We start from the raw sequence: 26,513 nt of genomic DNA, 5'->3' as shown, positions 1-26,513 counted from the left end.
ATTGTTTGTTTTAAGCGTTCTGAAAATTTACGCTAAAATTTTTCTCGTATCTTCACCACCTGAAAGGAAGAGTTTTCATGAAGCGAATTTGCATTTTAGTAGTTCTCGCGTTTTCGGCGTTCTCATCAATTGCGCAGAATGATCTTTTTACCGAAGAAAAAACACCAGCTCATAAAGGCTTCATTATTAATGCAAACGGGGGTGTCGACTTTCCCGCTGCAGATATGGCCGATCGTTTTGGTACCAACTATCGGATTGGTGGGGCAATACTTTACAAGACAAAAACAAACTGGATGTTTGGGCCGAAAATCGATTTTCTGCTCGGTAACAATATCAAGGAGGATTCTTTTTTGATAAATCTTACCGATGATGATGGGGCCTTGATTAACCAGGACGGTCAGCCTGTAGGCATCAATACTTATGAACGTGGGTATTTAATAGGCATACAAGGAAGCAAGATCTTCAATATTTCGAAATCAAATGCGGACAATGGTATTTTGATCACGACGACTGTTGGCTTTATGCAACACAAGATCAATTTGTTTGATCGCGAGAAGACGATTCCGCAGTTGCGCCGTGACTACCGCAAAGGCTATGACAGGCTAACCAATGGTATGTTTGTGGAACAATATATCGGTTACAATTTTTTCGCCCAAGATGGCCTCATTAACTTTCATATCGGGTTGAATGTAACTGCAGGTTTTACAGAAGGCCGCAGAGATTTTTTGTTCGACGTTCAACGTCCGGATCATGGATCACGCCTGGATGTTCTCTTTGGCATTAGAGCAGGTTGGTATTTCCCCATTTTTAAACGGAAGTCCGAGGAGATATTCTTCGAATAGCGATTTCGAACGGTAACTATTCAATCTTTTTTCCATAAAAGATTATCTTTAACGCTCAATTTAAGCGGTTTACACATTGTTGAAACTAAAGCCGGCCAGGTTGGCGGGTGTATTATTTGTATATGGATCTTAAAGAAGCCAAGTTCAGAACACAAAGTATTGTTGCCAGGCATCCTTGGGAATTAGCGCGGCTGGAAGTTGTTATAGACCTCGCAGAGAAACGTTTGGATGAAATGAACGCTTCAGGCGGTGTTTTACTGGATATGGGTTGCGGAGATACATGGTTCGTAGAGCAGCTTAGCTCCCGTTATTCCAATATCCGTTGTTTTGCCGTTGACATTAATTTTACCGACGATACGCTTGAGTTTTTGCGCGATAAGAACAAGCATACCAAAATACAAGTCTTCCGTACTCTGGATGACGCGCAGGTAGCCCTGGGCAGTGATAGCGTAGATATGGTCTTGTTGCTCGATGTTATCGAACATATTGCTGATGATATAGCCTTCCTGAAATGGATGCAGACATTTCAGTCAATTGACAACACGACCCAATTTGTCATCACAGTACCAGCCTTCCAGTCGCTGTTTTCAAGGCATGACGTATTCCTTGAGCACTATCGCAGGTATGACAATGCTATGCTGGAGCGCCATATTAACCAGGCTGGCCTCAAATCTGAGAAAAAAGGTTACTTCTTTCTTTCGTTACTGTTGGCACGCGCAGCTGCGGTGTTTATGGAAAAAGCGACTAAGAACGACAAACCAACAACCGGTCTGGTCGAATGGAACAAAGGCCATGGGGTAACAGCAGCCATCAGGAACGTAATGTTGTTCGATCATTATTTCACAAAACTGTTTTCCAAACTTGGCATTAAGCTTCCCGGCTTGTCAAACTATATTATATGCAGAAGATCTGCGTAATTATTCCCTGTTACAACGAGGAAAGCAGGCTTGATGTTAAAAGCCTGTCTGCATTTATGGACGCTCATCCACAGTATTCATTTCTGGGCGTTAATGATGGCAGCAAGGACAGTACCCTTCAATTACTTCAAAGAGTTGCACAACAATACCCGCGGCAATTCTTTGTGTTTGATATGCCACAAAACGGTGGCAAGGCCGAAGCCGTGCGCCAGGGACTATTATATGCCAACAAAATGTCAGGTTTTGACTATTACGGCTATTGGGATGCAGATTTTTCGACACCGCTCGAAGAGATAGACTGGTTTGTTTATTTTTCGGGGGGGCAACTCCAGCATCAGATCATCATGGGAACAAGAGTGGCACGCCTTGGAGCCGGAGTTGAGCGTAAGATGCTACGACACTACCTGGGAAGAATTTTTGCAACGGTGATAGCAAATATGCTTAGGGTACGCATCTATGACAGTCAATGCGGTGCAAAACTAATTCATAGTAGTTTGGTGACATCTTTGTTTGATAAACCATTTGTCAGCAAGTGGTTTTTTGATGTCGAAGTCCTTTTTCGCTTTTTGAAAAAAAGTGCGGGTGAAAATAGCCGTGGGAAGATATTAGAGGTGCCTTTGCGAACCTGGAAGGAAATAGCTGGTTCAAAATTGAAACTGTCCGATTTTATTAAAGCTCCTGTTGAGCTATGGCGGATCAATCGGCATTATAGATAATTAAAAAACGCAATTTGCGCTTGCGAGGGCGGATTTCTTTATTGTTAGTCCGTTAGATATCATTAATATGTCTAAACTTTTCAAAGGTCACCTGGGGTCATATTTTTTGGTCGCGCTTGGCGTGTTAACTCTTTTGCCATTTTTGATCATATCTCTATACAATAACCCAATAGCTGGCGACGATTTTTCCCTCGCACATATCGCCAGGGAAATGGGATTTTTGCAAGCTCAGAAATTCTGGTACACTAGTTGGACGGGCAGATACTTTTCAATGGCGCTTCTGTCTGTTACTCCGTTAGTGTTTGGGAATATCTTTCTTTATAAGGTAATACCTATTGCTTTACTACTGTTGCTAACCGGTGCACTGTATGTGCTGGTAAATGCGTTGTTCAGGAATATGTCTTTTATAGATAAGTCGGCGATTGTCTCAGTATTCATTTTTCTCTTCTTGTTCCAGCTCCCGTCCACAGCCGAGGGCTTATTTTGGGTCATTGGTTCCCTTACTTATTTACTCCCAAGCATTTTTACCATTGTGCTGTTTTTCGCGCTGGTTCGATTGGAACAAACGAATAGGAAAATTTACTTGTTGGCGGCTGCATTTTTGTGTTTTGCCATTGTGGGCAGCAATGAAACATCTATGTTGCTGTTGCTGTATATGCTTTTGCTGGCGACCGGGGTATATTTTATTCTGCGTAGGAAATGGAATTCGCATCTGATTATCCTGACCGGCCTCAGCGTGCTTTTTGCCGTCATCGTGTTGCTGTCTCCAGGTAATACTGCCCGTCAATCTGTATTTCCGAACAGTCATAACCTTTTATATACGGCAATGCAGACTATCGTATTGTCAATTGTTTACATTCCCAAATGGCTACCGATAATATTGCTTTCAGCTATAGTTTTGTATGATGTGCTCAGTTTGAATTCTGATAGTATTAAATCTGTCAAAGTGTTTGATGTACATCCCGCACTATCATTTTTAGTCATGCTGTCGTTCCCCGTGTTGTGCATATTCCCAGTTATATGGAGTGTTGGTAACGAAAACGCGTATCCGCGAATCATAAGCCTGGCATATTTTTTCACATTGTTAGGCTTCGTTTATTTTGTTTTTACCCTGTTTTTCTACTTCCGTAAACGAAATGAAGTAAAACCCATGGTAACGCCGTTTGTAAGAGTTCTGATCATTTTACTTGTTGTAGGACAAGTTTACCTTCCTCACCACACATATCATCCGAATAATATCCGGCAGGCCTATATGGACGTGGTGAGTGGTAGGGCAGCGCGTTACAATATAGAAGCCGAAAATCGTTTCAAAATAATTGCGTCGGCCCAGGCAGACACATGTAAAGTACCTCGGTTTAAGAATGTCTCCAGTATCCTGTATCCCAACGAATACTCTGTAGACATTACAACCAATCCAAAGGATTGGCGCAATCAATCGTTATCGAATTATTTTGGAAAAGGGCCTGTTGTTTTGTCAAACTGACCAGGTGTTTACTGTATTGCCAGAATTCGCTAAATTTATTGAATATTTGTAGTTGATGTCTTCAGCTATCTACTGGCTGGCTATTCGGTTTTACGGGCTAGCCGCGCATGTCGTCTCGGTTTTTGATCCAAAAGCAAAATTGTTTGTAAAAGGCAGACAAGGTTTGTTGGCGCACATAAAATATGCACTGATCAATGAACGTAGACCCAGAATATGGATGCATTGCGCCTCGTTGGGCGAATTTGAGCAAGGTCGTCCATTGCTGGAGGAAATGCGCAGGCGATACCCGCATTATGCTTTTGTGCTGACATTTTTTTCTCCTTCGGGGTATGAGGCACGCAAAACTTATTCTGGTGCCGACTATGTTTTCTACCTTCCTCTTGATGGGCCTAATAATGCTACCCAGTTCATAAAGACAGTACAACCTCACCTTGCGCTGTTTGTTAAATATGAGCTTTGGTATTTTTACTTATCCAGACTCGCAGCGCAAAATATTCCCGCCATACTAATTTCGGCCATTTTCAGGGAAGACCAGCCATTTTTTAAATGGTATGGCCGATTACATAGGCGTATGCTACATAGCTTTTCACACATCTTCGTTCAAAACGAGGAGTCTGTTCAAATGCTTGGGAAAGCTGGCGTTACGAATGTGACGCGAGCTGGTGATACTCGCTTTGATCGGGTGGTTGAAGCATCGCAGGCAAATACGCCTATAGCGATAGCGCAGGCATATTGCAAGGGAGCGAAGATGCTTGTTGCAGGCAGCACCTGGCCAGACGATGAGGACTTTCTTCAAAAGCTGATGCAGATATTGCCTGCGCAATGGAAACTTATTCTGGTGCCGCACGAGATAGACGAATCTCATATTCATGATATCGAAACGAAATTTGAAGGCCTTTGCGTGAAATGGAGCACCTGGCATGATCATTCGTCTGCGCGGGTTCTGATAGTCGACAAAATAGGTTTGTTGCTGCAGTTATACAGTTATGCCGATGTTGCCTGGGTTGGAGGCGCATTTAATCGCGATGGTGTGCATAACGTGCTTGAAGCTGCTATATGGGGACGACCTGTAGCCTTCGGTCCGGTATACGACAAATTCCTTGAGGCAAAAGAGCTGATCGCAGTAGGTGGGGGAGTGACTATAGATACTCCGGAGGCATTCAAGCACCAGTTGTTAAACTGGAAGAAAGATCAATACAGCTATGCTTACGCCTGCAAGGCAGCACGCGACTATGTGCTTTCGAAAGCGGGGGCTACTAAGGCTATTATCGGTCACCTGGAAGCAAAGAAACTGCTGAGCGTGTCGTAAAACGATTGAACTGCAAACTGGTCGTCTTTCCATCCGTAGCGCGAGTGTGCATGCTCGTCAAGCCATTCAACGGCCAGCGAATAATTGGTGCATTTGTTTAGGTTATCTAATACCTGGTCGTATGCCTCTTTATCGTTGCCAAATAATTCGCTGATAAATTGAAACTTGTCATTAATGCCAATGTATTTTCTGATATCCGTACCTGTTACCGTGGTTGGTTCGATTTGATCAGCCGGGGCTTCAAAGCTTTGTATTTGACTGGTAAGCTCAACGGATGGCGCGCTACCGCTCGGTATAGAAGGGGATTCCGTCTCATCTTGCACTGAGTCTTCAACCATTGTCGGCGCCAAGTTTTCACTGAATTGTTTCCTGTTTTTCCATTCCAGCAGGTCGGCATACATTACCCGGGTATAGTCGAGCATCAGGTCAATATCAATAGCAGAGATATTATCAGAATCGGTCTTCGAAAGGTCGTTGAGTTTTTGCAGTAGCGTATGAATTCTTTGCATGCGGTCAGTTTCAAAACAAATTTAAGTTACGCAATAATGTCGCTTTGTTAAAAAACGGTATGCAAAAACTCCCCATTTTGAGATGTACATACATAGTTGGCAAAATTGAATACACACTAGGTGCAGCTGTAATTTGCCGGGAATCGGGAAATGCCGAGCTTAATTATGACTTAGAAATATTGTTAGATCGCATCTTTACAAATAGCCAATAACCAATAACTTAGAACAAAAACTATTCGGGGCACAGTTTTTGGAGTATATCTATAAGAATGAAAGGATTGGTGCCGGATCAATAGAAAAATTTGAAGTTATGAAACAGAACAGAATTAAAAAGAATCAGAAGGCGCTGCAACGGATGAAAGTCAGACCCGCAGAAGTAATAGATAGAACAGCTGCTGACAAGAATATTTTCGACATTGTGTTAAAACACCTCTACAATAACGCAGATAGCGCATTGCACCTGGAAAACCAGATATATGCTCCTAACAACGTAAAGCTAAACAATAAGGAATCTGAACGTCTTTGGGAGGTAATGATCAGCTCTGGTTGGGTAACACCGGTTATCGGTTTTGGTAATGCAGGTAAGGTGGAATTAACAAAGACGGGCTATCAGTTAATGTCTCAGTTTGGTGGTTATTCTGAGTACCTGGTTGCCGTACAAGCCAACCAGCAACCGCAAACCATTATCCTGCCTATACAGATTCAGGATGATGATAGCAGCCAGCAACCGATACCGCTGCCTGCTGCAGGTGAAACAACTCCAAAGATCAACCGTAAAAGCAAATACTCAAAAAAATAAAGCCGGTTTCTGTTTCTGGCTACGGACAGGGTTTGCAACTTCAGCATATTTGAATAGCTCATGAATTTTGAGCTATTTTTGTTTTATGCGCCACCCGTTCTTCGTCGCCGTTTTATTGTTCACCGCTCTCTGTCAAAGCGCACCAGCCCAGGATACGTGGTCCTTGCAACAGTCAGTAAAATATGCATTGGAGCACAATATCTCTATACAACAAAATGTACTGAACGAAAGATTGGCTAAACTGACGCTACAGCAGAGCCGCCTTTCACAACTGCCTAATTTGAATGTTTCTGGTAACTATGGCCGCAGCTTTGGACGCTCCGTAGATCCCACAACTAACCAATTTGTGAGCGGCGACAGTTACGATTTTACAGGTACCAGTGGCAATGCTGATGTGCTCTTGTTTGGCTGGTTTCAGAAAAGGTATACTATAGTAGGTAATAAACTACGCCTTGATGCTGCAGGGGCCGAACTTGACCAACTGAAAGACGATGTATCGCTAAATGTAGCTACAGGCTACTTGCGAGCGTTGCTGGCACAAGAGCAGGTGACCGTGAGCGAAAAGCAAGTAGAGTTGTCTAAAGCACGACTGGAGCAGACACGCAAGTTTGCCGATGCAGGCAGAGTTCCGGAGCTGGACGTTGCTCAAATGGAATCTCAGCTGGCGAGTGACAGTGCAAATCTCATCACTGCGATGGCTGACTATACATCTGCAATTCTTGATATTAAAGCCCTGCTTAACCTTGACTTTGCTACTCCCTACGGCCCCGAAATACCACAAGTCACCGTGGCAGACGAAAAAATGCTCCTTACACTAACGCCAGAAGAAATCTATGATGAAGCAACTAGGCATCTCGGCGTTATTCGCAGCAGGCAGCTGCGACTTGCCGCTGCAGAAAAAAATCGTTCTTCTGCCTGGGGGGCGTTATGGCCTACAGTCGCGCTCAGTGCACAGGCTGGGACCAATTATTCTACTACCGTTAGAGATGTAAAGGTTACAGGGGCCACACTGGCACCTGTGACAGGTGCGTATGCTTACGATGCCCTAAATAATACCCAATACCAGATATTTCAAAGCTCACCCACCTTTTCTACTACTACCACAAGACTGGTTACGCAGTTTGATAATAACTTTCGCCAAACTGTGGCGCTCACGCTTAGTGTGCCCATATTCAATGCGTGGCAAGGGCAATACGGCCTGAGGCAATCACGCATCAATGTGCTTTCAGAGCAGCTTAATAAATACCAGGCTGAGCTGAAGCTGAAACAGGATGTATATAGAGCGTACAATGATGCCCGCAATGCTTTGCAAAAATATTACGCAGCTCTTCGTGCCTTCGATGCAGCAAAGCGTGCATTTGATTTTGCTCAAAAACGCTACGATATTGGCCTCACAAATACTGTAGACTATTTGACAGTGCAGAATTCACTCTACGCTTCTGCATCAAGGTTCGCCAGCACCAAATACGAACTGATATTTAAGATGAAGGTAATTGACTATTATTTGGGCAAAGAACTTAAACTTTGATTCACGATGAATGAACTGAAAGAAGTATTGATGCTAGCTACAAGAGAAGCAGGCAAGATCATACAGGCCTATTTCCAGGGTAGTTTTACCATAGAAAATAAAGAAGGCATCAATAACCTGGTAACCGAAGTGGATAAGCGAGCCGAGGAAAAGATCATCGAAATTATCCTCAGGCATTTTCCATCCCATAGCATTATCAGTGAGGAAACTGGCGAAAAGCTGCAGGATTCACCTTATCAATGGATCATTGACCCAATTGATGGTACTGTGAACTTTGCACACGGCATACCTATTTGCTGTGTAAGCATTGGCCTGTTGCATAATAATGAACTGGTGCTCGGGGCCGTCTACAATCCTATGATGAATGAACTGTTCTTTGCTGAAAAAGGGCAGGGTGCTACGCTCAATGGTGTGCCTATATCAGTATCCGCTAAAAAGGACTTTAGAAGGGCTTGCCTCGTTACAGGGTTTCCCTATAAATGGCCCAATACTACGGAACACCCGATAAAAGTATTTGAGCGTTTTATACTGGAGGGTCTTCCTGTGAGGCGTTTGGGTTCGGCCGCTATAGATCTTTGTTGGGTGGCTTGTGGCAGGTTTGATGGTTTTTGGGAATACAATCTTAGTCCATGGGATGTTGCAGCCGGCTACCTCATAGTGCAGGAAGCAGGCGGACGTGTCACTAACTTTGCGGGGAATGCTTTCAGCGTGTTCGACAAGGAAACACTGGCCACCAACGGCCACATACATGATGAAATGCTACGACTAATTTTACACAAAAACGGTATAGAAAAAACAATATAAAGAATGGACGGGCAACGTACAGAAATAGCCAGTTTGGGAGAATTCGGCTTAATAGATCATTTGACACAGAACAACGAAACAGTGCAGGCTGGTACACTGCTAAGCGTAGGCGATGATGCTGCAGTTATTGACCAATTCGGCAGGCAAACAGTGATCACTTCGGATATGCTTTTAGAAGGTGTACACTTCGACCTGATGTACACGCCTTTGAAACACCTGGGATACAAAGCCGTTGCCGTCAACTTGTCGGATATCTGTGCGATGTATGCTACGCCGACGCATATCACGGTCAATATTGGAATCTCTAATCGGTTCTCAGTTGAAGCATTAGGTGAGTTTTATGAAGGGATTTATGCAGCCTGTGAAAAGTATCATGTCGACTTGATAGGAGGCGATACCTGTAGCTCGCAGAGGGGTTTTGTCATCAGCGTGACGGCGATTGGCGAAGTAGCCCCTGACAAATACGTAACACGCGCCGGCGCGAAAAAAGGCGACCTGATATGTGTATCTGGCGATCTGGGGGCCGCATATACAGGCCTGCAGCTGCTGGAACGCGAAAAACGCATCTTCCTCGAGAGCCCGGGGGTACAGCCTTCGTTGCAAAACCGTGCTTACAATGTTGGCCGCATCCTGAAACCAGAACCACGTGTGGATATAGTAGAATGGCTGCGCGAGAATGAGATCGTTCCTACAAGTATGATAGATGTTAGTGATGGCCTGAGTTCAGAACTGCTGCACATTTGCCGTAAGAGCCAAATGGGCTGCATGCTTTATGAAGAAAAAATACCCATACATGCCGATACAAAGGAGATGGCGCTTGAGTTCAACATTGATCCAACAACCTGCGCACTCAGTGGTGGCGAAGACTACGAATTGCTTTTCACGATAAGCCAGGCCGACCATGAAAAGATATCAGGCAACAGCCATATCAGCGTCATTGGATATATAACTGAAGCTTCAGAAGAGACATTCCTTGTGACCAAAGGTGGCAACAAACATAAACTCACAGCCCAGGGCTGGAATGCATTTGATGGCGAAAAAAACTAGTCAACCCTTTACAAGCTCAATATTTTTTGTATTTTAGGGCAATAATCGCATAGCATGAAGCTTTGGAAACACACACTGGTAACAGCTCTGGCTTTTTTTGGAATCTGCACAATCGTCGTTCAATCTGCTTGTGACAGGGATAGCTGCCTTACGCTTAAATGTAAAAATGAAGCACCCTGCGTTAATGGCTTCTGCCAATGCCCTACGGGCTACGAAGGCGCTGAATGTCAAAGTCCCGCTACCGATAGGTTTTTAGGTAGCTATTTTGGAAACACAACCTGCAGCTCAACCATGCTGCCTGTAGCGGATTCTGCTGCAATAAACATAGAAAAGAATCCCAACGTGATCTACCTGACCTTAAAAAGCAGGCCGGGCGCTAAATACATTGGTACAATCGAAGGCAACAGCGTGCAGCTGCACGATACTGCTAACGTTCGCGTTGGCCACCTGGTGCTTGATATAAAGAAAATTTCTGTTGAGTTTGATGAAACAGTGAAGAACGAGAACAAGGAATGCACTTTTGTAGGCAACAGGCCTTAAATGATATTTTCTGAAGTAAAAGCCGGGCTGTAGCCCGGCTTTTTACATTTTATACAACTAAAAAACACGTTCATTTCATTAGTTTTGCTGCATGTCAATCAAGGTTTCTTCGCTTACTAAGGTTTACGGTACACAAAGGGCGGTCGACGGTATTTCTTTCGAGCTTAAAAAAGGTGAAATTGTAGGTTTTCTTGGTCCTAATGGTGCCGGTAAGTCTACTACGATGAAAATGATCACCGGTTATTTGCCACCTACCTCGGGTTCTGCCCAGGTTTGTGGTTTCGATATCGAAAAGCAGCCAATGGATGTGCGCAAGCGGGTAGGGTATCTGCCGGAAGCGAATCCTTTGTATCATGACATGTATGTGCGCGAATACCTGGAGTTCAGCGCGGGCATTCACCAGTTGGGCAAGAATACCAAAGAGAGGATAGAAGAAATGATCGTCCTTACCGGCCTGGGCAAGGAAGCTCATAAAAAGATAGGAATGCTTTCAAAAGGTTATAAGCAAAGGGTGGGTTTGGCCCAGGCTATGCTGCACGATCCTGAAGTGTTGATCCTTGACGAACCTACCTCAGGTCTTGATCCTAACCAGCTGGCGGAAATTCGCGACCTGATCATTCGCATAGGTAGAGAAAAAACGGTGTTGTTATCAACCCACATCATGCAGGAAGTGGAAGCCATGTGTAGCCGTGTAATTATCATTAGCAATGGTAAGATAGTTGCGGACGATACTATCGATAAGCTTCAACAAGGGAATACTAAACAAGCTGCACTCCTGGTTTCTTTCGAATCGAAGGTAGACGAACAGCTCTTCAAACAACTGAAGCATGTAACCCGCTACGAAAGCCAGGGGCAGAATAGCTGGAAACTGTATACAAACAAGCCTGATGAATTGCGTAAAGAAGTGATGCAAATGGCACTGACGCATGATATCAATATCAGCTCAATGCAGGCCGAAACGCAATCGCTTGAAGAAGTGTTCCGTACACTTACCAAACAGTCTTAATGACACGCATCGGGCTTATTTCCGATACACATGGGTACCTTGACGACGCCGTATTTCGACATTTCGAAAACTGTGACGAGATATGGCATGGCGGTGATTTCGGACCAGACGTAGTAGCTCCACTCAAGGCCTTTAAGCCATTGAGATGTGTTTACGGTAACATAGACGGCTACGATATTCGTAGCGAGTATCCTGAAAAACTCCGGTGGAAATGTGAGGATGTGGACGTGATGATGATCCACATTGGAGGTTATCCGGGTAGATATGCGCCTTCGATTAAGAATGAATTGTACACCGATCCGCCAAAGCTATTTATCTCTGGACACTCGCACATCCTGAAGATCATTTACGATGAAAAGATAAAATGCCTGCACATGAACCCCGGTGCGGCCGGTAAACATGGCTGGCACAAGGTACGTACGCTTGTTAGGTTTGCTATTGACGGCGACCGAATCAAAGACTGCGAGGTAATAGAACTAGGAAAAAGATAGCCCCGTAAAATACGGGGCTATCTTTTTTATGCGTTGGTCGCCAGGTCGGCTGGCTTCTTTTTTGATCTCAATAGCAATGCTGTGATAAGCGATATGATCAGTCCTATCGGGAATGGTTCGAAAAAGAACACCCAAAGAAAATTCGTCACGGGGTTCTGAAATATCTTCATGCCCCATTCCCTGTTTTTAGCTGCTTCTGCTAACTGCGCTTCACTGGCCCCCGAGGCTTTCATCTTTTCTACTGAATGAATATAGTACTGATCCATTATGTTGGGCTCAGTATTGTAATAGATCACCAGCCAGGCAAGGGTATAAAACAGGCTTGAGATAACAGTCACCCATAAGCCGATCTTAAATGCCCGTCCAAAACTCACATAGCCATTACCTACGTTGTTCTTGTAAGACAGCACGGCAAAGAATATCACGCCCAGCGACAATATCATGGTGGCATAGCCAACGGCCATGCTCCTTTCCCAGCCGATCTCTTTCCAGAAAATAGCGGTGAGGGTAAACATGACAATACAGATCGCGCCCGAGATCAAACCATACGTTCTAATAATACGGTTCATAAGCTTTGTTTTCTTTTTTGTGCAAATATGGGGGGCTGACTAGCGGAAAGACCTCATACTTTAGGATGATTTAGTGAAAATAGAGCCTTTTTCCGCCCAAAGTGGGAGAATTTTGTTGATTGGACCTAAAGGATTTTTCCATTAATACACGGTAATACCGCTGCCGATTTTGTCATATTCCTCATCGTTGGGTTCCCAAAGTTCAATCCGGTTTCCTTCGGGATCCATAATGTGTACAAATTTGCCGTAGGTATCGGCTTGTATAGTATCTATCGGTAAAATATTCTTTTGCTTCAGCTCGGCCAGCAGCAAGTCCATATTGCCTACGCGGTAGTTGATCATGAATTCCTTTTCAAAATACTTCGTGGTTTCTTTGAAAGGTGCCCACAGTGTAAAGCCCTTCTTTGTGCTATCGCCCGCCTGCCGCCATTCAAAATTGGTACCGTACTTGTCGGTGGTAATGCCAAGGTTATTGTCATACCATGCTTTTAGTGCTTTGGGATCTTTACATTTAAAAAATATTCCCCCAATTCCCCTGACCTTGTGAGGGGCTTTGCGTGTTTCTTTATTGCCGAGAGCATAACCCGCAACAAAAGAGCCGACGACAATAGCACCCATTGCAAGTGCACCGAAAATTTTGGTGGTTCGTTTCATAGATTTTCTTTTTTGAAAAGTCGAGGAAGCAGTTCCGTTGCTCCTCATACTTAAGAATGATTTGTGAAAACTAAAGTCGGATTTATCCTACCAGGTTTAATTCTCTTGCTTTAATAACGGCCTGTGTTCTGCGTTTGGCATCCAGCTTTAGCAGTATGTTGGACACGTGCGTTTTGACGGTACTAAGAGAAACATAAGTTCTGTCTGCTATCTCCTGGTTGCTCAGGCCTTCGGCCATCAGTTGCAATATCTCATATTCACGCTTACTGATGCCGAAGAGAGATAGTTGCTGGTCTGTGGCCATAATTGTAACAGCAGCGATAGGCATCGGAGTAGGCACAAGAACAGTCTTTTCCACAACTATCTCTTTCTTCCTGGTAAGTTTCTGACCCGCAATGATGCCGAGAATGGTAAACAACGCCGCTACAATGCCGCCATATACCTCTATGGCATGGTCTCTCACCACGAATTTGTATTCTACCAGCTTTAGCCCGATAGCTAACGCTGCCAGAATGATCCCGTAAAGAACCAGCTTCCACTTCATCGTCTGCAAAAGTAAGCCGTTTTACCCGGCCCGGAAAGCCAGCTTTTTGATATGTGCGGGTGGAACTGCAGGTCCGAAATAATGCGTTAGTAAGCCGCGTTCGTCTACCAGGTACTTGCTGAAATTCCATACAGGTGCCTGGTTGTTCCAGCCATTTTGTTGGCTGTCTGTTAACCAGCGAAATACCCGGTTCTGCTCTTTGCCTACCACATGCGACTTGCTCGCTATGGGAAAGCTGATATGATACCTGCTGCCGCAAAAAGCCGCGATCTCTTTATCTGTTCCTTTTTCCTGCTCCTTAAAATCGTTTGACGGAAATGCAATGATCGCCAACCGGTCATTGGTCTCTTTTGCAAGTGGCTCCAGTTCTGCGTACTGGTCGGTATAAACACAGTCAGATGCGGTGTTGATGATCAATACTTTTTTGCCTTTGAGGCCATCAAAATGGAGTGTCGTGCCATCATTTAGTTGTACTGCAAGTGCGTAAAATGATTCACCCGGCGATGCCGTTTTTTCATTTGTATGGATTGCGCCTTTTTCGGTAAAAGACATCATCCAACGGTACGCAGGGTAGATCGCTCTCAGTACATCCCTTCTCAAGCTCATAGCGCGGAAGGTACAAAGAAAAAGCCTTCCTGCTTTCGCAGAAAGGCCTCGTACCTATACTTTGCCTTGCCTGTAAATAAAGACGTTAGAAACGCATTGTCGGTTAGGCTGCGATCTACTTCTTTACCGCTCAGTGACAAAAGCCCAGTGTTTTACAACTTATTGTTAATAAAATTTATTTGACAAACCCAACCATTTATATAAAAAACCGCTCTATCATCTAAACACCAAAACTGATCTCCTATGAACAAAACCTTGCTTGTCTTCGTGGCCCTTTTGCTACTAACGTTCCGTGGCTTTGCCAGCCACGTCATCGGCGCAGATCTGCGATACGAGTTTAATGGCACCAATTACACCATTTATCTTTCCGTGAATTCTGATTGCGCCGGAGCTGGTGTGCCGTCTATACAAGCGGTAAATATCCTGTCGCTTTCCACCAGCACCAATACGAATCTCACTTTGACCCAGGCTTCGCAAACCACGACGCCAGCATGTCCGACTGCTCCTACTACCTGTCAAAACCCTTCGGCTTTGATAATGGGCTTTAAAACGACCGTCTATACTGGCAGCGTTACGCTGGCCCAAGCTAACGACTGGGTAATTAGCTACACAGTCTCAAGCAGGATGCCGCTAAATAATTTTACAAACTCTACGAGCGCTAACTTGTATGTTGAAGCAAAGCTCGATAACTCGGCTGCCATCAACTCAAACCCCATTGTGTCGGGTCATATTTCTTACATAGGCAAAGCCAGCACTGCATTGAATGTGCCATTGCAGGGTGCCGATGCTGACGGTGACAGTCTTGTATACGAACTGATCACACCTTTGCACTCCGCTGTACAAACCTTAGCATGGAATGGTCCGATGTGTACACCCGCTAATCCATTTGGTCCAAGTAGTGTTTGCACAGTAAATAATGCTACAAAAATGCTCACTATGCAGACAAGCCTTGTCGGCACTTATGCCATGGCGTTGAGGGTCAAAGAGTATAGGAACAACGTGTTGATAGCTTCACATGTCAAAGACTTCAGCTACTTTATTGTTAACCCGCCTAACCCTATTACGGTTCCAACACCACCTGCAAATATGACGATTTATACGTGTCCTGGGCAGATTAATAGCGTCACGCTCAATTTTACTGATGCTGGTGGTGACTCACTCACTATAAATGCAACCACGCCTACGATGTCTGGCTGGAGCTTTGCCAAGACTTATACATCTGGCCCCGGTGTCGGTTCGGTAAATCTCAGCTGGACAACGCCTGCATCGCTCAATCCTGCAACGCTTCCATACTTCTTTGTCAACATCAGTGCTACGGACAATGCTTGTCCGAAATCAGTAATGAATTACGTGTTTATTGTGCGTACGCAGCAATGCGCGTCAGATAGTGTGTGGCCTGGTGATGCCAATGGCGACTTTACCGTAAATATGTACGACCCGCTGGCTATCGCGATCGCGATGGGTAAAACAGGGGCGTCGCGCACAAGTCCTTCCACTTCGTGGGTGCCACAGTTTTGTATGCCTTGGGCCAACGTATTTGTTACAAACAACGTAAACATGAAACACGCAGACTGCGACGGTAACGGCACTGTGGCTTCTGCAGATCTAGGTGCTGTTACGGCCAACTACGGTCTGTCGCACCCTAAAGGTGAATACCACAACAAAACAACTGGTGCGCCACCACTGTACCTTGATCTAACTGGTATCATACTGACACCCGGCTCGACAGTAGCAATCCCAATTAAACTGGGCGATGCAATCACCCCAATGACCAGTATCTATGGCCTTGCAACACGCATTACCGTCAATGGTGTCACGATGAATTCTGCAGCACAAAAGTGATCGACAAAGATGGTGTGGAGATAACTGCTTTCGATGAACAGGATGCGAGTGCCACCATCCCAACGCACGTGAATGACCTGGTGAACGATGGCCTTTTTGCCAGTATCATCCCTAATCCATCTCACAATACAGCCCAACTGCGCGTAGTGTTGCCTGGAGCAACAACAGTTGATGTCCGTGTAACTGACATAGCTGGCAAGCTGGTATGGAAACACAGCGACCGCCGCGAAGCGGGCGAGAGCAGCATAGAGTTGCCATCAGTTGTTGCGCCCGGCATGTATATGGTAACTGTTGCTAACGGCAGTGAACCTGCAACACAACAGCTGAAGTGGATCAAACAATAACCTGCTATCATAACTGTATAAACAATAAAGCCACCCGAACGGGTGGCTTTATTGTTTATGATAAGTTTATCGAGATCTACTATGGCTCACGAGACAATATAGTAGTACATACTACAGTATCGAACGAGCTCATCACGGTATAGTTAACCTTGATGGTGTCTTTAGTGTATGAACCAGTACCGCTTACCTGGTAGAACATGATGCTCTGTTTAGGAAGTGTCAGCGTTTTGTTGTTGCAATCCAGGTTAGCAAAGAAGCCTGATGTAGAACCGATAGTGCCGCTCAGGAAACCGCTCATCATGATCCTGTTTGGTTTGCCGGTTACAGGCGAAACAGTAACAGAATAATCTGACGTGGCAGCGTTAGTGTCGCACTGGTCTGTAGCCAGGAAATCGCCAACCAGTTTAGAAGCACATTCAGAGATCGGTGCAACGATCAGGTTTACATTATATTCCCTTGAACCACTTTCGCTCTTAGCAACGATCTTGATCGGGTAGGTACCTGGTACCGCTGCATCTGAAGCTTTGAAAGTGATCATCGATTCAAAGGTTGGCGTACCGTTTTCCGGAGTTATTTTGGCGGTAACTGTATTGGGTAAGCCGGTGATTGAAATATTTACGTTTTCCTGTACACGACCTTTGGCTTGATCTACCATGATAGTGACAGTTGCGACGCTGTCGCGCTCAACGGTGATGTCGCTCACGTTGTTCAGGACGTAACCAACAGGCAAAGTTACAGTTGTGTTGTCAGTAGTCTTCCTTTCACATGCAACGAAAGTGACGCATGCAGCAGCAATTAGAAGATAGGCTTTTCTCATATGGGATATTTTGTAGTTATGGCGGCTAAGCTACTACGATATATTTTCATATGCAAGCTTAGAACAATCTAAGTTGCACACCCTTTGGTTTCTCCTTTGGTGGCTTTGCTTTTCCAAATACGGTTCGGCCTCCGTACTTCCACGACTTATTGCGTTCGTGTTCTATCAGCTGTTCAAAATTGTTATTAGGCTGAAAGTCTTTCTCCAACCGCTGTGCAGCTTTGTGTAGATTCTTTATCGCTTCATTTTTATCAGCGTTGCCTAGCTTCGCGCGGTTTACCGCATGCTCTAGTGTTTGTATTGTCTCGTCATACACTTTGGTGGGAACAGGAAAGGGATGCCCATCCTTGCCGCCGTGTGCGAATGAGAACCTGGCCGGATCTTTAAAGCGAGATGGAGTACCGTGTATCACTTCACTTACCAATACCAATGATTGCAGCGTACGAGGTCCCAGGCCTTCTAACAGAAGTAGCGATTCCATATCCAGCAGTTCTCTTTCATGGGCTACCGCCAACACGCTACCAAGCCGTTTAAGGTCTATGTCTTCTGCACGCACATCGTGATGGCCGGGCATAACCAACTTTTTTATTTCGGGTAGTAGGTGTGAAGGGTCTTCTTTCGCCAGTTGCAAAACACTGCTACGTGTAACATCAGCCTGCTTGTCTGTAATGTTTAAGATCAAACCCTGGTTGGGACCATAAATAAAACTATGAGGTTCCTCAACAAACGATTGAATGGCGGGGGAGTGCCAATGGTACCGTCGGGCTGTGCCGGTAGCATCATTCATGCCTTGCTGCACCACTGCCCATTCGCCCTCGTCGCTCAGGATGAAAGAATGCAGGTATAGCTGAAAGCCGTCCTGTATAGCCGTATTGTCAACTTTGGCCGAAAGCTTGCTGCTTCTTACCAGCAGGTCGCCGTTTAGTCCGGTTGCCTCGGCTATCTTCATCAATTCAGCCGGTGTTTCTCTCGAAAACCTGCCTTTTCCTCCGCATATGTAAATGCCCAGTTCTTGTGAACGCTTATTGACAGATCGCTTTAGCGCTCCCATTACCGACGTGGTAATTCCCGATGAATGCCAGTCCATGCCCAGCACGCAGCCCAGCGACTGGAACCAGAAAGGATCGCTCATACGTTGCAGCAATGCACTCTTGCCATAATCCATGATAATGGCTTCCACAATAGCCACGCCCAGCGCACTCATGCGGTTGTATAACCAGGCAGGAACCTGGCCATAGTGCAGCGGAAGATCGGTGTATGAACGTGACATAAACTAACCAGTAAATTTACGGAAAACACAGGGCTCAGGGCATAAAAAAAACATGCTCCGGGGAGCATGTTTCACTGATACTAAAGTATATGACTAAGATTAGATAACCTGTACTCGTACGGCGTTCAAACCTTTCTTACCATTTTGCACTTCATACCTTACTTTGTCGTTTTCGCGGATCTCGTCGATCAGACCAGAAACGTGAACAAAGACATCAGCCGAGCCATCAGCCGGTTTAATAAATCCAAAACCTTTGGTCTCATTGAAGAATTTTACTGTACCTTCTTGCATTGTAAAAAATTGAAAAAAAAATAATAGAGTCCGAAGGTACGGGTATTTCTCGTACAAAGCGCAATAATATTAGGTCGTTATGTTAAATTATTGTTCTATCCCCGTCATTTTATTCAATTCGGGGTTCCATACCTTCAATTTGAAGCAGGCGGCGATCTCCATTGGCTTCAGCGATGTGGTCTTGGCGTTTTGTAGTGCCGGTATGGCATGATAGACTTCCGGCAGGCGGTAGAAAGGTATGCGCGAGTTAAGATGGTGTATATGGTGATACCCGATATTAGCCGTCATAAAGCGCATGAAGGGGTTCATCAGCATATGGCTTGAAGATTCCAGGGCTGCTACCTCGTATTTCCAGTCTTCCTTGCAGCTAAATGAGGTTCCCGGGAAATTATGCTGGGCATAAAACAAGTAGGCGCCTATAGCCGATGATATGAAATGTGGAATGAATACAGTAAAAATCACAGCCTGCCAGCCGATATAGTGTTGCAATGCCCATATGATAGCACCATGCACAAGAAGCGCCACTAACGAGTCCCAGTGTTTTTTAGGTGCACTGGTGAACGACATGATGCACATACCATAAATGAACATGGTAAAATAGCCGAACAGGATGGTTAGCGGATGCCGTACAAACAGGTAGGTGCGTTGCTCGCCCCGGGTCATTGAACGAAATTTATCCTTAGTGGCTATCGGGTAAGAGCCGATGCTGGCGCTGAATAGTTTTGAATTGTGATTGTGATGATAATCGTGCGAGCGTTTCCAGATGCTGGTAGGCGCTAATATTAAGACCCCGAATATGCTCATAATTACATCTGCTATCACCGACATGTAGAGGATAGAATGATGCTGATGATCGTGGTAAATAACGAACATGCGTAACATGAGCAAAGCCATAAAGACACTGCTGATCAGTTTCAACGCAGGATGGGGCACGAGCAGGGTGCCTGCTGTTGCAACAATTAGTAAAACCAGTGTTGACAACAGGTACAACCAGCTTTTGCTGCGTATCTCTTTTGCAAAGGGTTTAGTAGCCAGTATTAGTTCTCTTCCGGTCATGCTATAGCTTTCTCTTTTACTGGTGTAGGGCGTTTATGTTTCCAGCGCCTGTGCGACCACAGCCATATCTCCGGTTGCTCAATAATATCCTGCTCCAGTTTCTTCGTGTGCAATTCCGATATTTCGCCATCGGTGGTGCTCTTCGGGTTGTCGTGCAGTACTTCGGCAAATATCTCGTAGTAGCCTCTTTTTACACGCTTCACTTTCGCATATACTATCGTATAGTTTACTTTGCGGGCGATCAGTTCTGTACCTTTAAACACGGGTGTATCCTGGTTCAGAAACTCCGTCCAATAGGCATTTTCAGGTGCCGGCGTTTGGTCGGCAATAAAAGCAGTAGCGTTCAGTTCTTCGCGGTTCGCCAGCATCTCCCTGAAGGTGTCTTTCATTGCGATCAGTTTAGTACCGAAACGTGTGCGCATACGGTACATCAGCCAGTCAAAATACTTATTGCGAATAGGGTGGTAGATCACATAAAGCTGGTGTTTGCACTGCATGCTGAACGTGTTGCCCGCCCATTCCCAGTTGCCGAAGTGCCCCATTACCAGCACTACACTCTTGTTTTCTGCTGCCAGGTCATCGAACACTTTCAACGCCTGCGGACTGAAATAGCAATGCTTGAGCATGGTTTTCCTGCTTACCGTAAGCGTCTTAAAGGTCTCCAGGAACAGGTCGCAGAGGTATTTGTAATAGTTGCTGGCTATTTGCTCTATTTCCTTTTCTGATTTTTCAGGGAATGACTTACGAAGGTTGGTCAGTACAACTCCTTTACGGTAGCCAAGCAGTTTGTACAGCACAACGTACATGAAATCCGACACCGCATACAATGCGCCAAATGGCAGCAGCGATACCAGGTAGATAAATGGTAAAACAAGGTAATATACTAAGGCCTGCACCGGGAAGATTTAAAACGGGTAAAGATAGCGCTTGCGAGGCACTTGTTCTGCATTTAAGGGGCATAAACCCCTCATTCTATGCTTATTTAACAGTTGCTGCTGTTTATTTCTTAATTTCAACGCTCAAACACACAACACAGTTGACTTTCGACGATTTTGATCTCGACCCCGACCTGATGGACGGGCTGGATACGATGGGTTACAAAACACCTACTCCTATACAACAACAAGCCATTCCCATCATATTAGATAATAAAGACCTGATTGCCTGCGCCCAGACGGGTACAGGTAAAACAGCGGCTTATGTTCTGCCGCTGCTCGATAAAATTCTGCATACCGAACAAGGTGCTGTAAACACACTAATATTGGCACCCACACGTGAGCTGGCACAACAGATAGACCAGCAGGTAGAAGGCCTTGCTTACTACCTTGGCATTAGCTCCATTCCTGTTTACGGTGGCGGCGATGGCAACACCTGGGAACAACAAAAACGCGCACTGAAACAAGGTGTAGATATACTCATTGCCACACCCGGCAGGCTGATAGCTCACCTTGCATCTGGTGCCATAAAACTCGATGGGGTAAAGCACCTGGTGTTGGATGAAGCCGACCGCATGCTGGACATGGGCTTTTTTGAGGATATTATCAAGATCGTAGGTTACCTGCCTAAAGACAGGCAAACGGTGATGTTCTCGGCCACCATGCCGCCAAAGATCCGCTCGCTGGCTAAGACCATTTTGAACGAACCTGAAGAAGTAAGCATCGCTATATCAAAACCGGCTGAGGGTATTTTGCAGCAGGCTTACCTGGTGAACGATGAACATAAGGTTGATCTGGTAAAGCACATACTGAAACACGGTAATTACTCCAGCATCATCATCTTCGCCTCTACCAAAGAGCATGTGAAGAAGCTGCACAAAGAGTTGAAACGCGGCGGCATGAATGTAAAAGCATTCCACTCCGACCTGGAGCAAGTTGAGCGTGAAGATATCCTGCGTGAGTTCAAAAGCAGGCAACTGCCCGTTATTGTGGGTACCGATGTGCTCTCTCGCGGTATAGATGTGGAAGGTATAGACCTGGTGATGAACTACGATGTGCCACCAGATCCTGAAGACTATGTACACCGGATCGGTCGTACGGCAAGAGCTGCTTCAACAGGAACAGCCATTACTTTCATCAATGGTAAAGACCAGCGCAAGTTTGCCCAGATTGAGATGTTGACCACGCAGGAAGTAACCAAACTGGCCAACCCGGAAGGTATACCTGCCGGACCGGAATATCACCCGGTGATAAGAAAGAAAAGAAGCGGTGGAGGTCATCACAAAGGCCAATGGAAAGGTCACAAGCACAAAGGCGATAAAAAACATTAGGATATTAAACACCCGTCCAGATTGAAGGACGGGATGTTTAATCCAGTATCATCCTCATCTTCTCAAACACAAAATTGGTTTGCAACCCGTTTTGTTCAATGCGATAGTGCAGATCAATTAACCTCGCACCATTATAGCTCACACCCTGCGCTTTTTTGAAGTTTTGCCAGCCTTGGCCATGCGTTATATCCATCAGCATGATGGCGCAAACACCATCGCCCTGAACATATACTGTGGCATAGTCTTTACCATCCTGCCGGTAATAATACGCCAGCCAGTAATCCAGGTTTTCTGCGCCTTTTTCTTTGATAAGACTGGCAAGCTCTGTCTTATACTCTGTAGTGTGGAAAGGCTGCTGCGCGATAATGGGATTGGTGTTTTTGCACTCCGGGCGGTCGCAGGAGGAAATAAAAATGACAAGAAAAAGTATAATAACTCGGTTCATAGTTAAGGTGTACTTATATCGAAATTAAACGCAGGTACTGATTCGCATTGTTTGCAAACTTGCCAATTTTTCGCGGGTTGAAAGCATAGAAAATGCACATCGACATGCGCTTAAATGTTATTTTTACGGCTACTATGATAAAACATTTTTCTATGAAGAAGCTTCTGATGGTTGTTATTGCGCTGTGCATATTAACTGAAAGTTTCGCACAACAACCGACGGTAGGCATAGGCTATATGTACGATAGCAGGACACACACTTTCCTGTCTATTGACTTTTATAATTATCTCCGGCTTGCCGATCTTCGGTTTGATGACGGTAAAGATGTTCCATTTAAACTAGCAAGCTTTTCAGGCCAGGCAAATTATTTTGTAACTGGTTCGTTTAATGAACGGGATTCCTTATATAAGATCGAAACTAAAAAAAATAAGGTAGAAGAGTTTTTGGGCGTCCATTTTACCGCGAGCTTTCAGATTTACAAAGATGGTAAACAAATTAAGACTGTCGCGTTAGATACCGTAATAGACAAGCGCTACAGGCGCATGGAATCATTTCTTATCCGGTCTTCAAATATCGATGTGCCCTGGTACGACGGTACCGCCAACATTTATTCTCTCGCTTGGGAACCCCTGGCCAGACAATTGGCATTACTTATGGGTGTGAAGCCCAAATTGCCCGAGCTTCAGGACAAAAAATTTTTTGGAAAACACTATTATTTCTATCAAAACCTTCTAGAAGACGGGAACATAGGCGATTGGAAGCAAAATGCGGAATCATTCGGTAAGGAAATGAGCAAACATAGTATACTTCGAATGGAACAACCGGTATTTACTGATAAGTATGTCAAGCTGCCATTTTCAGAGAACTATCGTTATGTTTTAAAGCCCAGAACAACAATCACCGAGTATTTCACCAAAGATGTTTTAGCGGATGCGACACTCGAAAATTGTATGGGATCTATTTTATGCTCTTACCAATACAATATTTGGGATCTGTTGGGGAAAAAAGATTATTTCGAGAGTCTGGATAATGAGCAGCGAAATAATCTGGGTTCTCTTATTTACCCTCGTTGGGAATATCCAGGAGCGGTGATCATGCACATGGAAACTGCCGACATGTTAGTTTCTAAAGGTGAATTGAATGCTGCGGTACTCTTGAATCTTCATGCTATTTCGCAAGTGCCAGCCCTAAAAGCAAGCAATGGTTACAAAACTATCCTAACCTCCAAAGCCTGCGAAAACTTGGCGCAGGTATGCCACAAGATGGAGAAAAATAGAGCTGAGGCTTGGTACACCCTATTGGGGAAAGCCAACGAGGCATACGCTGCTTCTGACAGTGCAAAGCGACAACATGCTCAACGTCAAAAATATGAGGAAGAGGTGCTGGCAGCATTTACACGGATGGATGATGTAATAGAACGAGGGCAGGCTGCTGACTTTTTGTCGACAGCTAAAGGCGTGATAAATCTTTCATTGGGTTTTGCGTCAAACGATATGAACCTAGGGAAAAAAGGGATGAGTCAACTATACAGCGGATGGATAGCGGAAGATATGAAAGCTGCCTCTAGAGAAGCTCTGAAAGATCTCGACATCGACCCCGCTGTTTCAGGAGAAGGAATGGAGCAAGGGGTTAATAAGATCGGGTCAAGGTATTTATATTATGTATTGAACAGCAAAAATATGGCCCCATCATTCATACAAGTCCTTTCATCCCAGGCTAATCCATTTCCTGTCTGTAGATCACTTGCTGCGTCGCTTGGCAAAGAACAATATGGTTCTGCCGCTTATACTGCAGCCTTGTTAAAACTCATCGGCAAGACAAATCAAATCGAACAGTTGATCTCAAAATTTGAAGGAAGCGGCATAGAAATTCCTTCGTCGGTTAAAATGTAAATCATGAGGTACTTTGTTGCAGCACTATTACTTATTACGAATCAAAGCTTTGGCCAGACAAACGGCAAAATACCAGAGGATCTTAAGTCATGCCCACAGTGTAAGGAGCTGTATAAAGCAGCTAATAATTTTTCAAATCCGGATGAAAACTATAAAGCCTATTATGCTGCATGGGATAAGTATGTAAAATGCATGAATAAATGTAAACCAACGGGAAATAATGATTCGCGGAATGGTTTAAGTCAAGGACAGCAAGATCTAAGTGAGGAAAAAGCCGAGTTGGAACTAGAACTTGAAAAAGTGAAAAATGAGAAAAAGTTGCTCATTGCAGCAAAAAAAACTCAGCAACAGTTTGATGCTATCGGCAACAGTGTTTTGGAAGAAGAAAAAGCGACAGACATAAGGTTCGACAACATACCCGACGATTCCACCAACGCAATTGATGAGAACAGCTTGGATATGGAGTTGAAAAAACAATTACGGCAAAAAATAGCTGCAAAGCGAAAGGAAGAACAGTATCAACAGTTGACTCGGAAGATGCTTAGTTCGCAACATGCTACTTTTAATCCATGCACAAGGGCAGGCTGGGGGGGGATGCAAATGGGCAAAGAGGGTTTTAGTAATGAGTCCAGCAATCAAAGTCTGAGAGGAGAAGCAAAGTGGAGCAATTGGCAACAACTTTATGGAACCGGGGCATCTACGCCCTCCGGAAGGGCTGGAGGTGTTCTGATTCGGTACTCTACCCGACAGCTATGCAAGCGGGAAAAGACAGTGATGAAGGATATTAAGTATGAGAGCGCTAAAGCGGATGTTGCAGTCGACGAAACGGAAGACTCAAAAAACGACTATGGATTTTTTCAATTGAAAAATTTGGAAGAGGTTGCTGTTGGTGGCGTGTTTAATTACACCTCTATTGATGAGTATGGCAAGAGTTACTCGGATGATCTCGCTTTTTATTTGTCTCCTGGTGAAACTTTACAAGAGACTGATTCTAATTGGTATTTAGGCTGTTCCTTGCAAACGGTCACTTTGAAAGAGTACTGTATATATAGGACAGAGAATAACGGTGGTTCAGGCCCAAAGGATACTTTTGCCACTGTTGATACAGTAAGAACGTGGGCTTCGGCAGTAGCTTGTTTCGGTCCATTATCTATCCGGTCCGTGGATATCCTGAATTCGAAATCAAACGTAGTCATCATATTTAAGCGTTATGATCTACACAATAAAAAAGAGGAGTTTAAAGTTGATATACTGTCTAACCTAAACGATTTGAGATTTATTATTAGAAATCCGAAAGACGGGTTGCTGTACAGAATTGATATTGGCGCCGGCGGTAAGCTGACGTTAATTGACGACAAAGAAAAAAGCTGTATTCTGATTCCGAATGGCCCGATAATATTTCCTGTCAGGCCAAGGACATCGGTCATAGGAACAAGAGGGTAGTTTGATTCTTTAAATGTTTGGTTGCAGTGTCCACTTCGACCTCATCTCCATTAAAGCATCCACTTTAACACCCACATTCCCCAATTACCTCCCGTTCCGCAACAATAGTGCTGTCTTTAGATTTGAGCTTTATCTTGCCTTTGTAGATCAGGGTATAGTCGATGCTGTCTGTGGCTTGTGTTTCAACTATCACCTCATACTGGTCATTGTATATTCTGCCGGTCGTATCGGTGGCAAAGCGGGTCATAACGCCATTTATCCGCATAAGTGGACCTGTAAATGCATTATGGGATAATATGAGCACTCCTCGCTTGTAGTCGTTGCTATCGAGCGCATAATAACACCCCGTATCCCAATCCTCTGCAGACATGGTAAACGTATCGATAGTAACGGCATTCTTGCGCGCTGCAGATTTTTTACCTTCCTGCTGACAGGCAGCCAGGCCAGCTATTGCAATTATCAAGACTATAATACGGATCATAG

General features: G+C 44.7%; 29 protein-coding genes. 17 read left to right on the top strand and 12 right to left on the bottom strand.

The window, feature by feature from the left end; translation table 11 throughout:
* The first annotated feature begins 77 nt into the window (after positions 1-77).
* From P2W83_RS14470 to P2W83_RS14450, 5 genes are all read left to right on the top strand, one after another.
* Positions 78-842, top strand: a complete 765-nt coding sequence (locus P2W83_RS14470) for a hypothetical protein (RefSeq protein ID WP_276134466.1) — start codon at positions 78-80, stop codon at positions 840-842.
* Positions 843-964: 122 nt separating this feature from the next.
* The gene (locus P2W83_RS14465; RefSeq protein WP_276134465.1) at positions 965-1,759 is read left to right on the top strand and encodes a class I SAM-dependent methyltransferase; all 795 of its coding nucleotides are present in this window, start codon (positions 965-967) and stop codon (positions 1,757-1,759) included.
* Positions 1,741-2,475 carry a glycosyltransferase gene (locus tag P2W83_RS14460; protein WP_276134464.1) on the top strand — a complete coding sequence of 245 codons (735 nt, stop codon included), beginning with the start codon at positions 1,741-1,743 and terminating at the stop codon, positions 2,473-2,475. The genes P2W83_RS14465 and P2W83_RS14460 overlap by 19 nt, the downstream gene beginning before the upstream one ends.
* A 67-nt stretch (positions 2,476-2,542) precedes the next feature.
* On the top strand, positions 2,543-3,958 hold the full coding sequence (locus P2W83_RS14455; protein WP_276134463.1) for a DUF6056 family protein: 1,416 nt from the start codon (positions 2,543-2,545) through the stop codon (positions 3,956-3,958).
* A gap of 55 nt (positions 3,959-4,013) precedes the next feature.
* The gene (locus tag P2W83_RS14450) at positions 4,014-5,267 is read left to right on the top strand and encodes a 3-deoxy-D-manno-octulosonic acid transferase (RefSeq protein WP_276134462.1); all 1,254 of its coding nucleotides are present in this window, start codon (positions 4,014-4,016) and stop codon (positions 5,265-5,267) included.
* On the opposite strand, the gene P2W83_RS14445 is transcribed toward P2W83_RS14450, so the two are convergent.
* Positions 5,231-5,776 (bottom strand): hypothetical protein, encoded by a 546-nt coding sequence (locus P2W83_RS14445; RefSeq protein WP_276134461.1) that lies wholly within the window; start codon positions 5,774-5,776, stop codon positions 5,231-5,233. The two genes, P2W83_RS14450 and P2W83_RS14445, sit on opposite strands and share 37 nt — an antisense overlap.
* Before the next feature lie 310 nt (positions 5,777-6,086).
* Here P2W83_RS14445 and P2W83_RS14440 point away from each other — a divergent pair, with 310 nt between their 5' ends.
* From P2W83_RS14440 to P2W83_RS14410, 7 genes are all read left to right on the top strand, one after another.
* Positions 6,087-6,575 (top strand): hypothetical protein, encoded by a 489-nt coding sequence (locus P2W83_RS14440; RefSeq protein WP_276134460.1) that lies wholly within the window; start codon positions 6,087-6,089, stop codon positions 6,573-6,575.
* An 85-nt stretch (positions 6,576-6,660) separates the two neighbouring features.
* A complete protein-coding gene (locus P2W83_RS14435; protein ID WP_276134459.1) occupies positions 6,661-8,103 on the top strand; it encodes a TolC family protein in 1,443 nt (480 codons plus the stop codon).
* A gap of 6 nt (positions 8,104-8,109) precedes the next feature.
* A complete protein-coding gene (locus P2W83_RS14430) occupies positions 8,110-8,907 on the top strand; it encodes an inositol monophosphatase family protein (RefSeq protein ID WP_276134458.1) in 798 nt (265 codons plus the stop codon).
* 3 nt (positions 8,908-8,910) lie between these two features.
* A complete protein-coding gene (gene thiL / locus P2W83_RS14425; RefSeq protein ID WP_276134457.1) occupies positions 8,911-9,954 on the top strand; it encodes a thiamine-phosphate kinase in 1,044 nt (347 codons plus the stop codon).
* 54 nt (positions 9,955-10,008) lie between these two features.
* The gene (locus tag P2W83_RS14420; RefSeq protein WP_276134456.1) at positions 10,009-10,494 is read left to right on the top strand and encodes a hypothetical protein; all 486 of its coding nucleotides are present in this window, start codon (positions 10,009-10,011) and stop codon (positions 10,492-10,494) included.
* 91 nt (positions 10,495-10,585) lie between these two features.
* Positions 10,586-11,500: a gliding motility-associated ABC transporter ATP-binding subunit GldA gene (gene gldA, locus P2W83_RS14415; protein WP_276134455.1), complete on the top strand. Its 915-nt coding sequence runs from the start codon at positions 10,586-10,588 to the stop codon at positions 11,498-11,500.
* Complete coding sequence (locus tag P2W83_RS14410; protein WP_276134454.1) at positions 11,500-11,991, top strand: metallophosphoesterase family protein; 492 nt, start codon at positions 11,500-11,502, stop codon at positions 11,989-11,991. The genes gldA and P2W83_RS14410 overlap by 1 nt, the downstream gene beginning before the upstream one ends.
* A gap of 26 nt (positions 11,992-12,017) precedes the next feature.
* Here the strand turns inward: P2W83_RS14410 and P2W83_RS14405 are convergent, their stop codons facing one another.
* The 4 genes from P2W83_RS14405 to P2W83_RS14390 form a co-directional block, all read right to left on the bottom strand.
* On the bottom strand, positions 12,018-12,560 hold the full coding sequence (locus tag P2W83_RS14405) for a DUF4199 domain-containing protein (RefSeq protein WP_276134453.1): 543 nt from the start codon (positions 12,558-12,560) through the stop codon (positions 12,018-12,020).
* Positions 12,561-12,701: 141 nt separating this feature from the next.
* Positions 12,702-13,214 (bottom strand): VOC family protein, encoded by a 513-nt coding sequence (locus P2W83_RS14400; RefSeq protein ID WP_276134452.1) that lies wholly within the window; start codon positions 13,212-13,214, stop codon positions 12,702-12,704.
* 82 nt (positions 13,215-13,296) lie between these two features.
* The gene (locus P2W83_RS14395) at positions 13,297-13,758 is read right to left on the bottom strand and encodes a helix-turn-helix transcriptional regulator (RefSeq protein ID WP_276134451.1); all 462 of its coding nucleotides are present in this window, start codon (positions 13,756-13,758) and stop codon (positions 13,297-13,299) included.
* 21 nt (positions 13,759-13,779) lie between these two features.
* Positions 13,780-14,364 carry a glutathione peroxidase gene (locus P2W83_RS14390; protein WP_276134450.1) on the bottom strand — a complete coding sequence of 195 codons (585 nt, stop codon included), beginning with the start codon at positions 14,362-14,364 and terminating at the stop codon, positions 13,780-13,782.
* 243 nt (positions 14,365-14,607) lie between these two features.
* Here P2W83_RS14390 and P2W83_RS14385 point away from each other — a divergent pair, with 243 nt between their 5' ends.
* Together P2W83_RS14385 and P2W83_RS14380 are read left to right on the top strand one after the other, a co-directional pair.
* Positions 14,608-16,206, top strand: a complete 1,599-nt coding sequence (locus tag P2W83_RS14385) for a hypothetical protein (protein WP_276134449.1) — start codon at positions 14,608-14,610, stop codon at positions 16,204-16,206.
* A complete protein-coding gene (locus P2W83_RS14380) occupies positions 16,203-16,550 on the top strand; it encodes a T9SS type A sorting domain-containing protein (RefSeq protein WP_276134448.1) in 348 nt (115 codons plus the stop codon). Before P2W83_RS14385 ends, P2W83_RS14380 begins: the two co-directional genes overlap by 4 nt.
* 79 nt (positions 16,551-16,629) lie before the next feature.
* Here P2W83_RS14380 and P2W83_RS14375 read toward each other — a convergent pair whose 3' ends face one another.
* The 5 genes from P2W83_RS14375 to P2W83_RS14355 form a co-directional block, all read right to left on the bottom strand.
* Positions 16,630-17,367 (bottom strand): hypothetical protein, encoded by a 738-nt coding sequence (locus tag P2W83_RS14375; RefSeq protein ID WP_276134447.1) that lies wholly within the window; start codon positions 17,365-17,367, stop codon positions 16,630-16,632.
* A gap of 58 nt (positions 17,368-17,425) precedes the next feature.
* Positions 17,426-18,637 carry a DUF763 domain-containing protein gene (locus P2W83_RS14370; protein ID WP_276134446.1) on the bottom strand — a complete coding sequence of 404 codons (1,212 nt, stop codon included), beginning with the start codon at positions 18,635-18,637 and terminating at the stop codon, positions 17,426-17,428.
* 99 nt (positions 18,638-18,736) lie between these two features.
* Entirely contained in the window at positions 18,737-18,928 is a 192-nt protein-coding gene (locus tag P2W83_RS14365; RefSeq protein ID WP_276134445.1) for a cold-shock protein, read from the bottom strand.
* Positions 18,929-19,015: 87 nt separating this feature from the next.
* Positions 19,016-19,984: a fatty acid desaturase family protein gene (locus P2W83_RS14360; RefSeq protein ID WP_276134444.1), complete on the bottom strand. Its 969-nt coding sequence runs from the start codon at positions 19,982-19,984 to the stop codon at positions 19,016-19,018.
* Positions 19,981-20,880 carry a lysophospholipid acyltransferase family protein gene (locus P2W83_RS14355; protein ID WP_276134443.1) on the bottom strand — a complete coding sequence of 300 codons (900 nt, stop codon included), beginning with the start codon at positions 20,878-20,880 and terminating at the stop codon, positions 19,981-19,983. Before P2W83_RS14355 ends, P2W83_RS14360 begins: the two co-directional genes overlap by 4 nt.
* 140 nt (positions 20,881-21,020) lie before the next feature.
* On the opposite strand from P2W83_RS14355, the gene P2W83_RS14350 reads away from it, so the two are divergent.
* The gene (locus P2W83_RS14350) at positions 21,021-22,250 is read left to right on the top strand and encodes a DEAD/DEAH box helicase (protein WP_276134442.1); all 1,230 of its coding nucleotides are present in this window, start codon (positions 21,021-21,023) and stop codon (positions 22,248-22,250) included.
* 37 nt (positions 22,251-22,287) lie between these two features.
* Here the strand turns inward: P2W83_RS14350 and P2W83_RS14345 are convergent, their stop codons facing one another.
* Positions 22,288-22,695: a hypothetical protein gene (locus tag P2W83_RS14345; RefSeq protein ID WP_276134441.1), complete on the bottom strand. Its 408-nt coding sequence runs from the start codon at positions 22,693-22,695 to the stop codon at positions 22,288-22,290.
* Between the two features lie 152 nt (positions 22,696-22,847).
* On the opposite strand from P2W83_RS14345, the gene P2W83_RS14340 reads away from it, so the two are divergent.
* Together P2W83_RS14340 and P2W83_RS14335 are read left to right on the top strand one after the other, a co-directional pair.
* On the top strand, positions 22,848-24,587 hold the full coding sequence (locus tag P2W83_RS14340; protein ID WP_276134440.1) for a hypothetical protein: 1,740 nt from the start codon (positions 22,848-22,850) through the stop codon (positions 24,585-24,587).
* 3 nt (positions 24,588-24,590) lie between these two features.
* Positions 24,591-26,030 (top strand): hypothetical protein, encoded by a 1,440-nt coding sequence (locus P2W83_RS14335; RefSeq protein ID WP_276134439.1) that lies wholly within the window; start codon positions 24,591-24,593, stop codon positions 26,028-26,030.
* Positions 26,031-26,094: 64 nt separating this feature from the next.
* Here P2W83_RS14335 and P2W83_RS14330 read toward each other — a convergent pair whose 3' ends face one another.
* On the bottom strand, positions 26,095-26,511 hold the full coding sequence (locus P2W83_RS14330) for a hypothetical protein (RefSeq protein ID WP_276134438.1): 417 nt from the start codon (positions 26,509-26,511) through the stop codon (positions 26,095-26,097).
* Between the last annotated feature and the right edge of the window lie 2 nt (positions 26,512-26,513).

Source organism: Polluticoccus soli, from assembly GCF_029269745.1.
Taxonomy (GTDB): Bacteria; Bacteroidota; Bacteroidia; order Chitinophagales; family Chitinophagaceae; genus Polluticoccus; species Polluticoccus soli.
The sequence above is the reverse complement of the archived record's forward strand: the minus strand, read 5'-3'. Positions and strand labels throughout refer to the sequence as shown.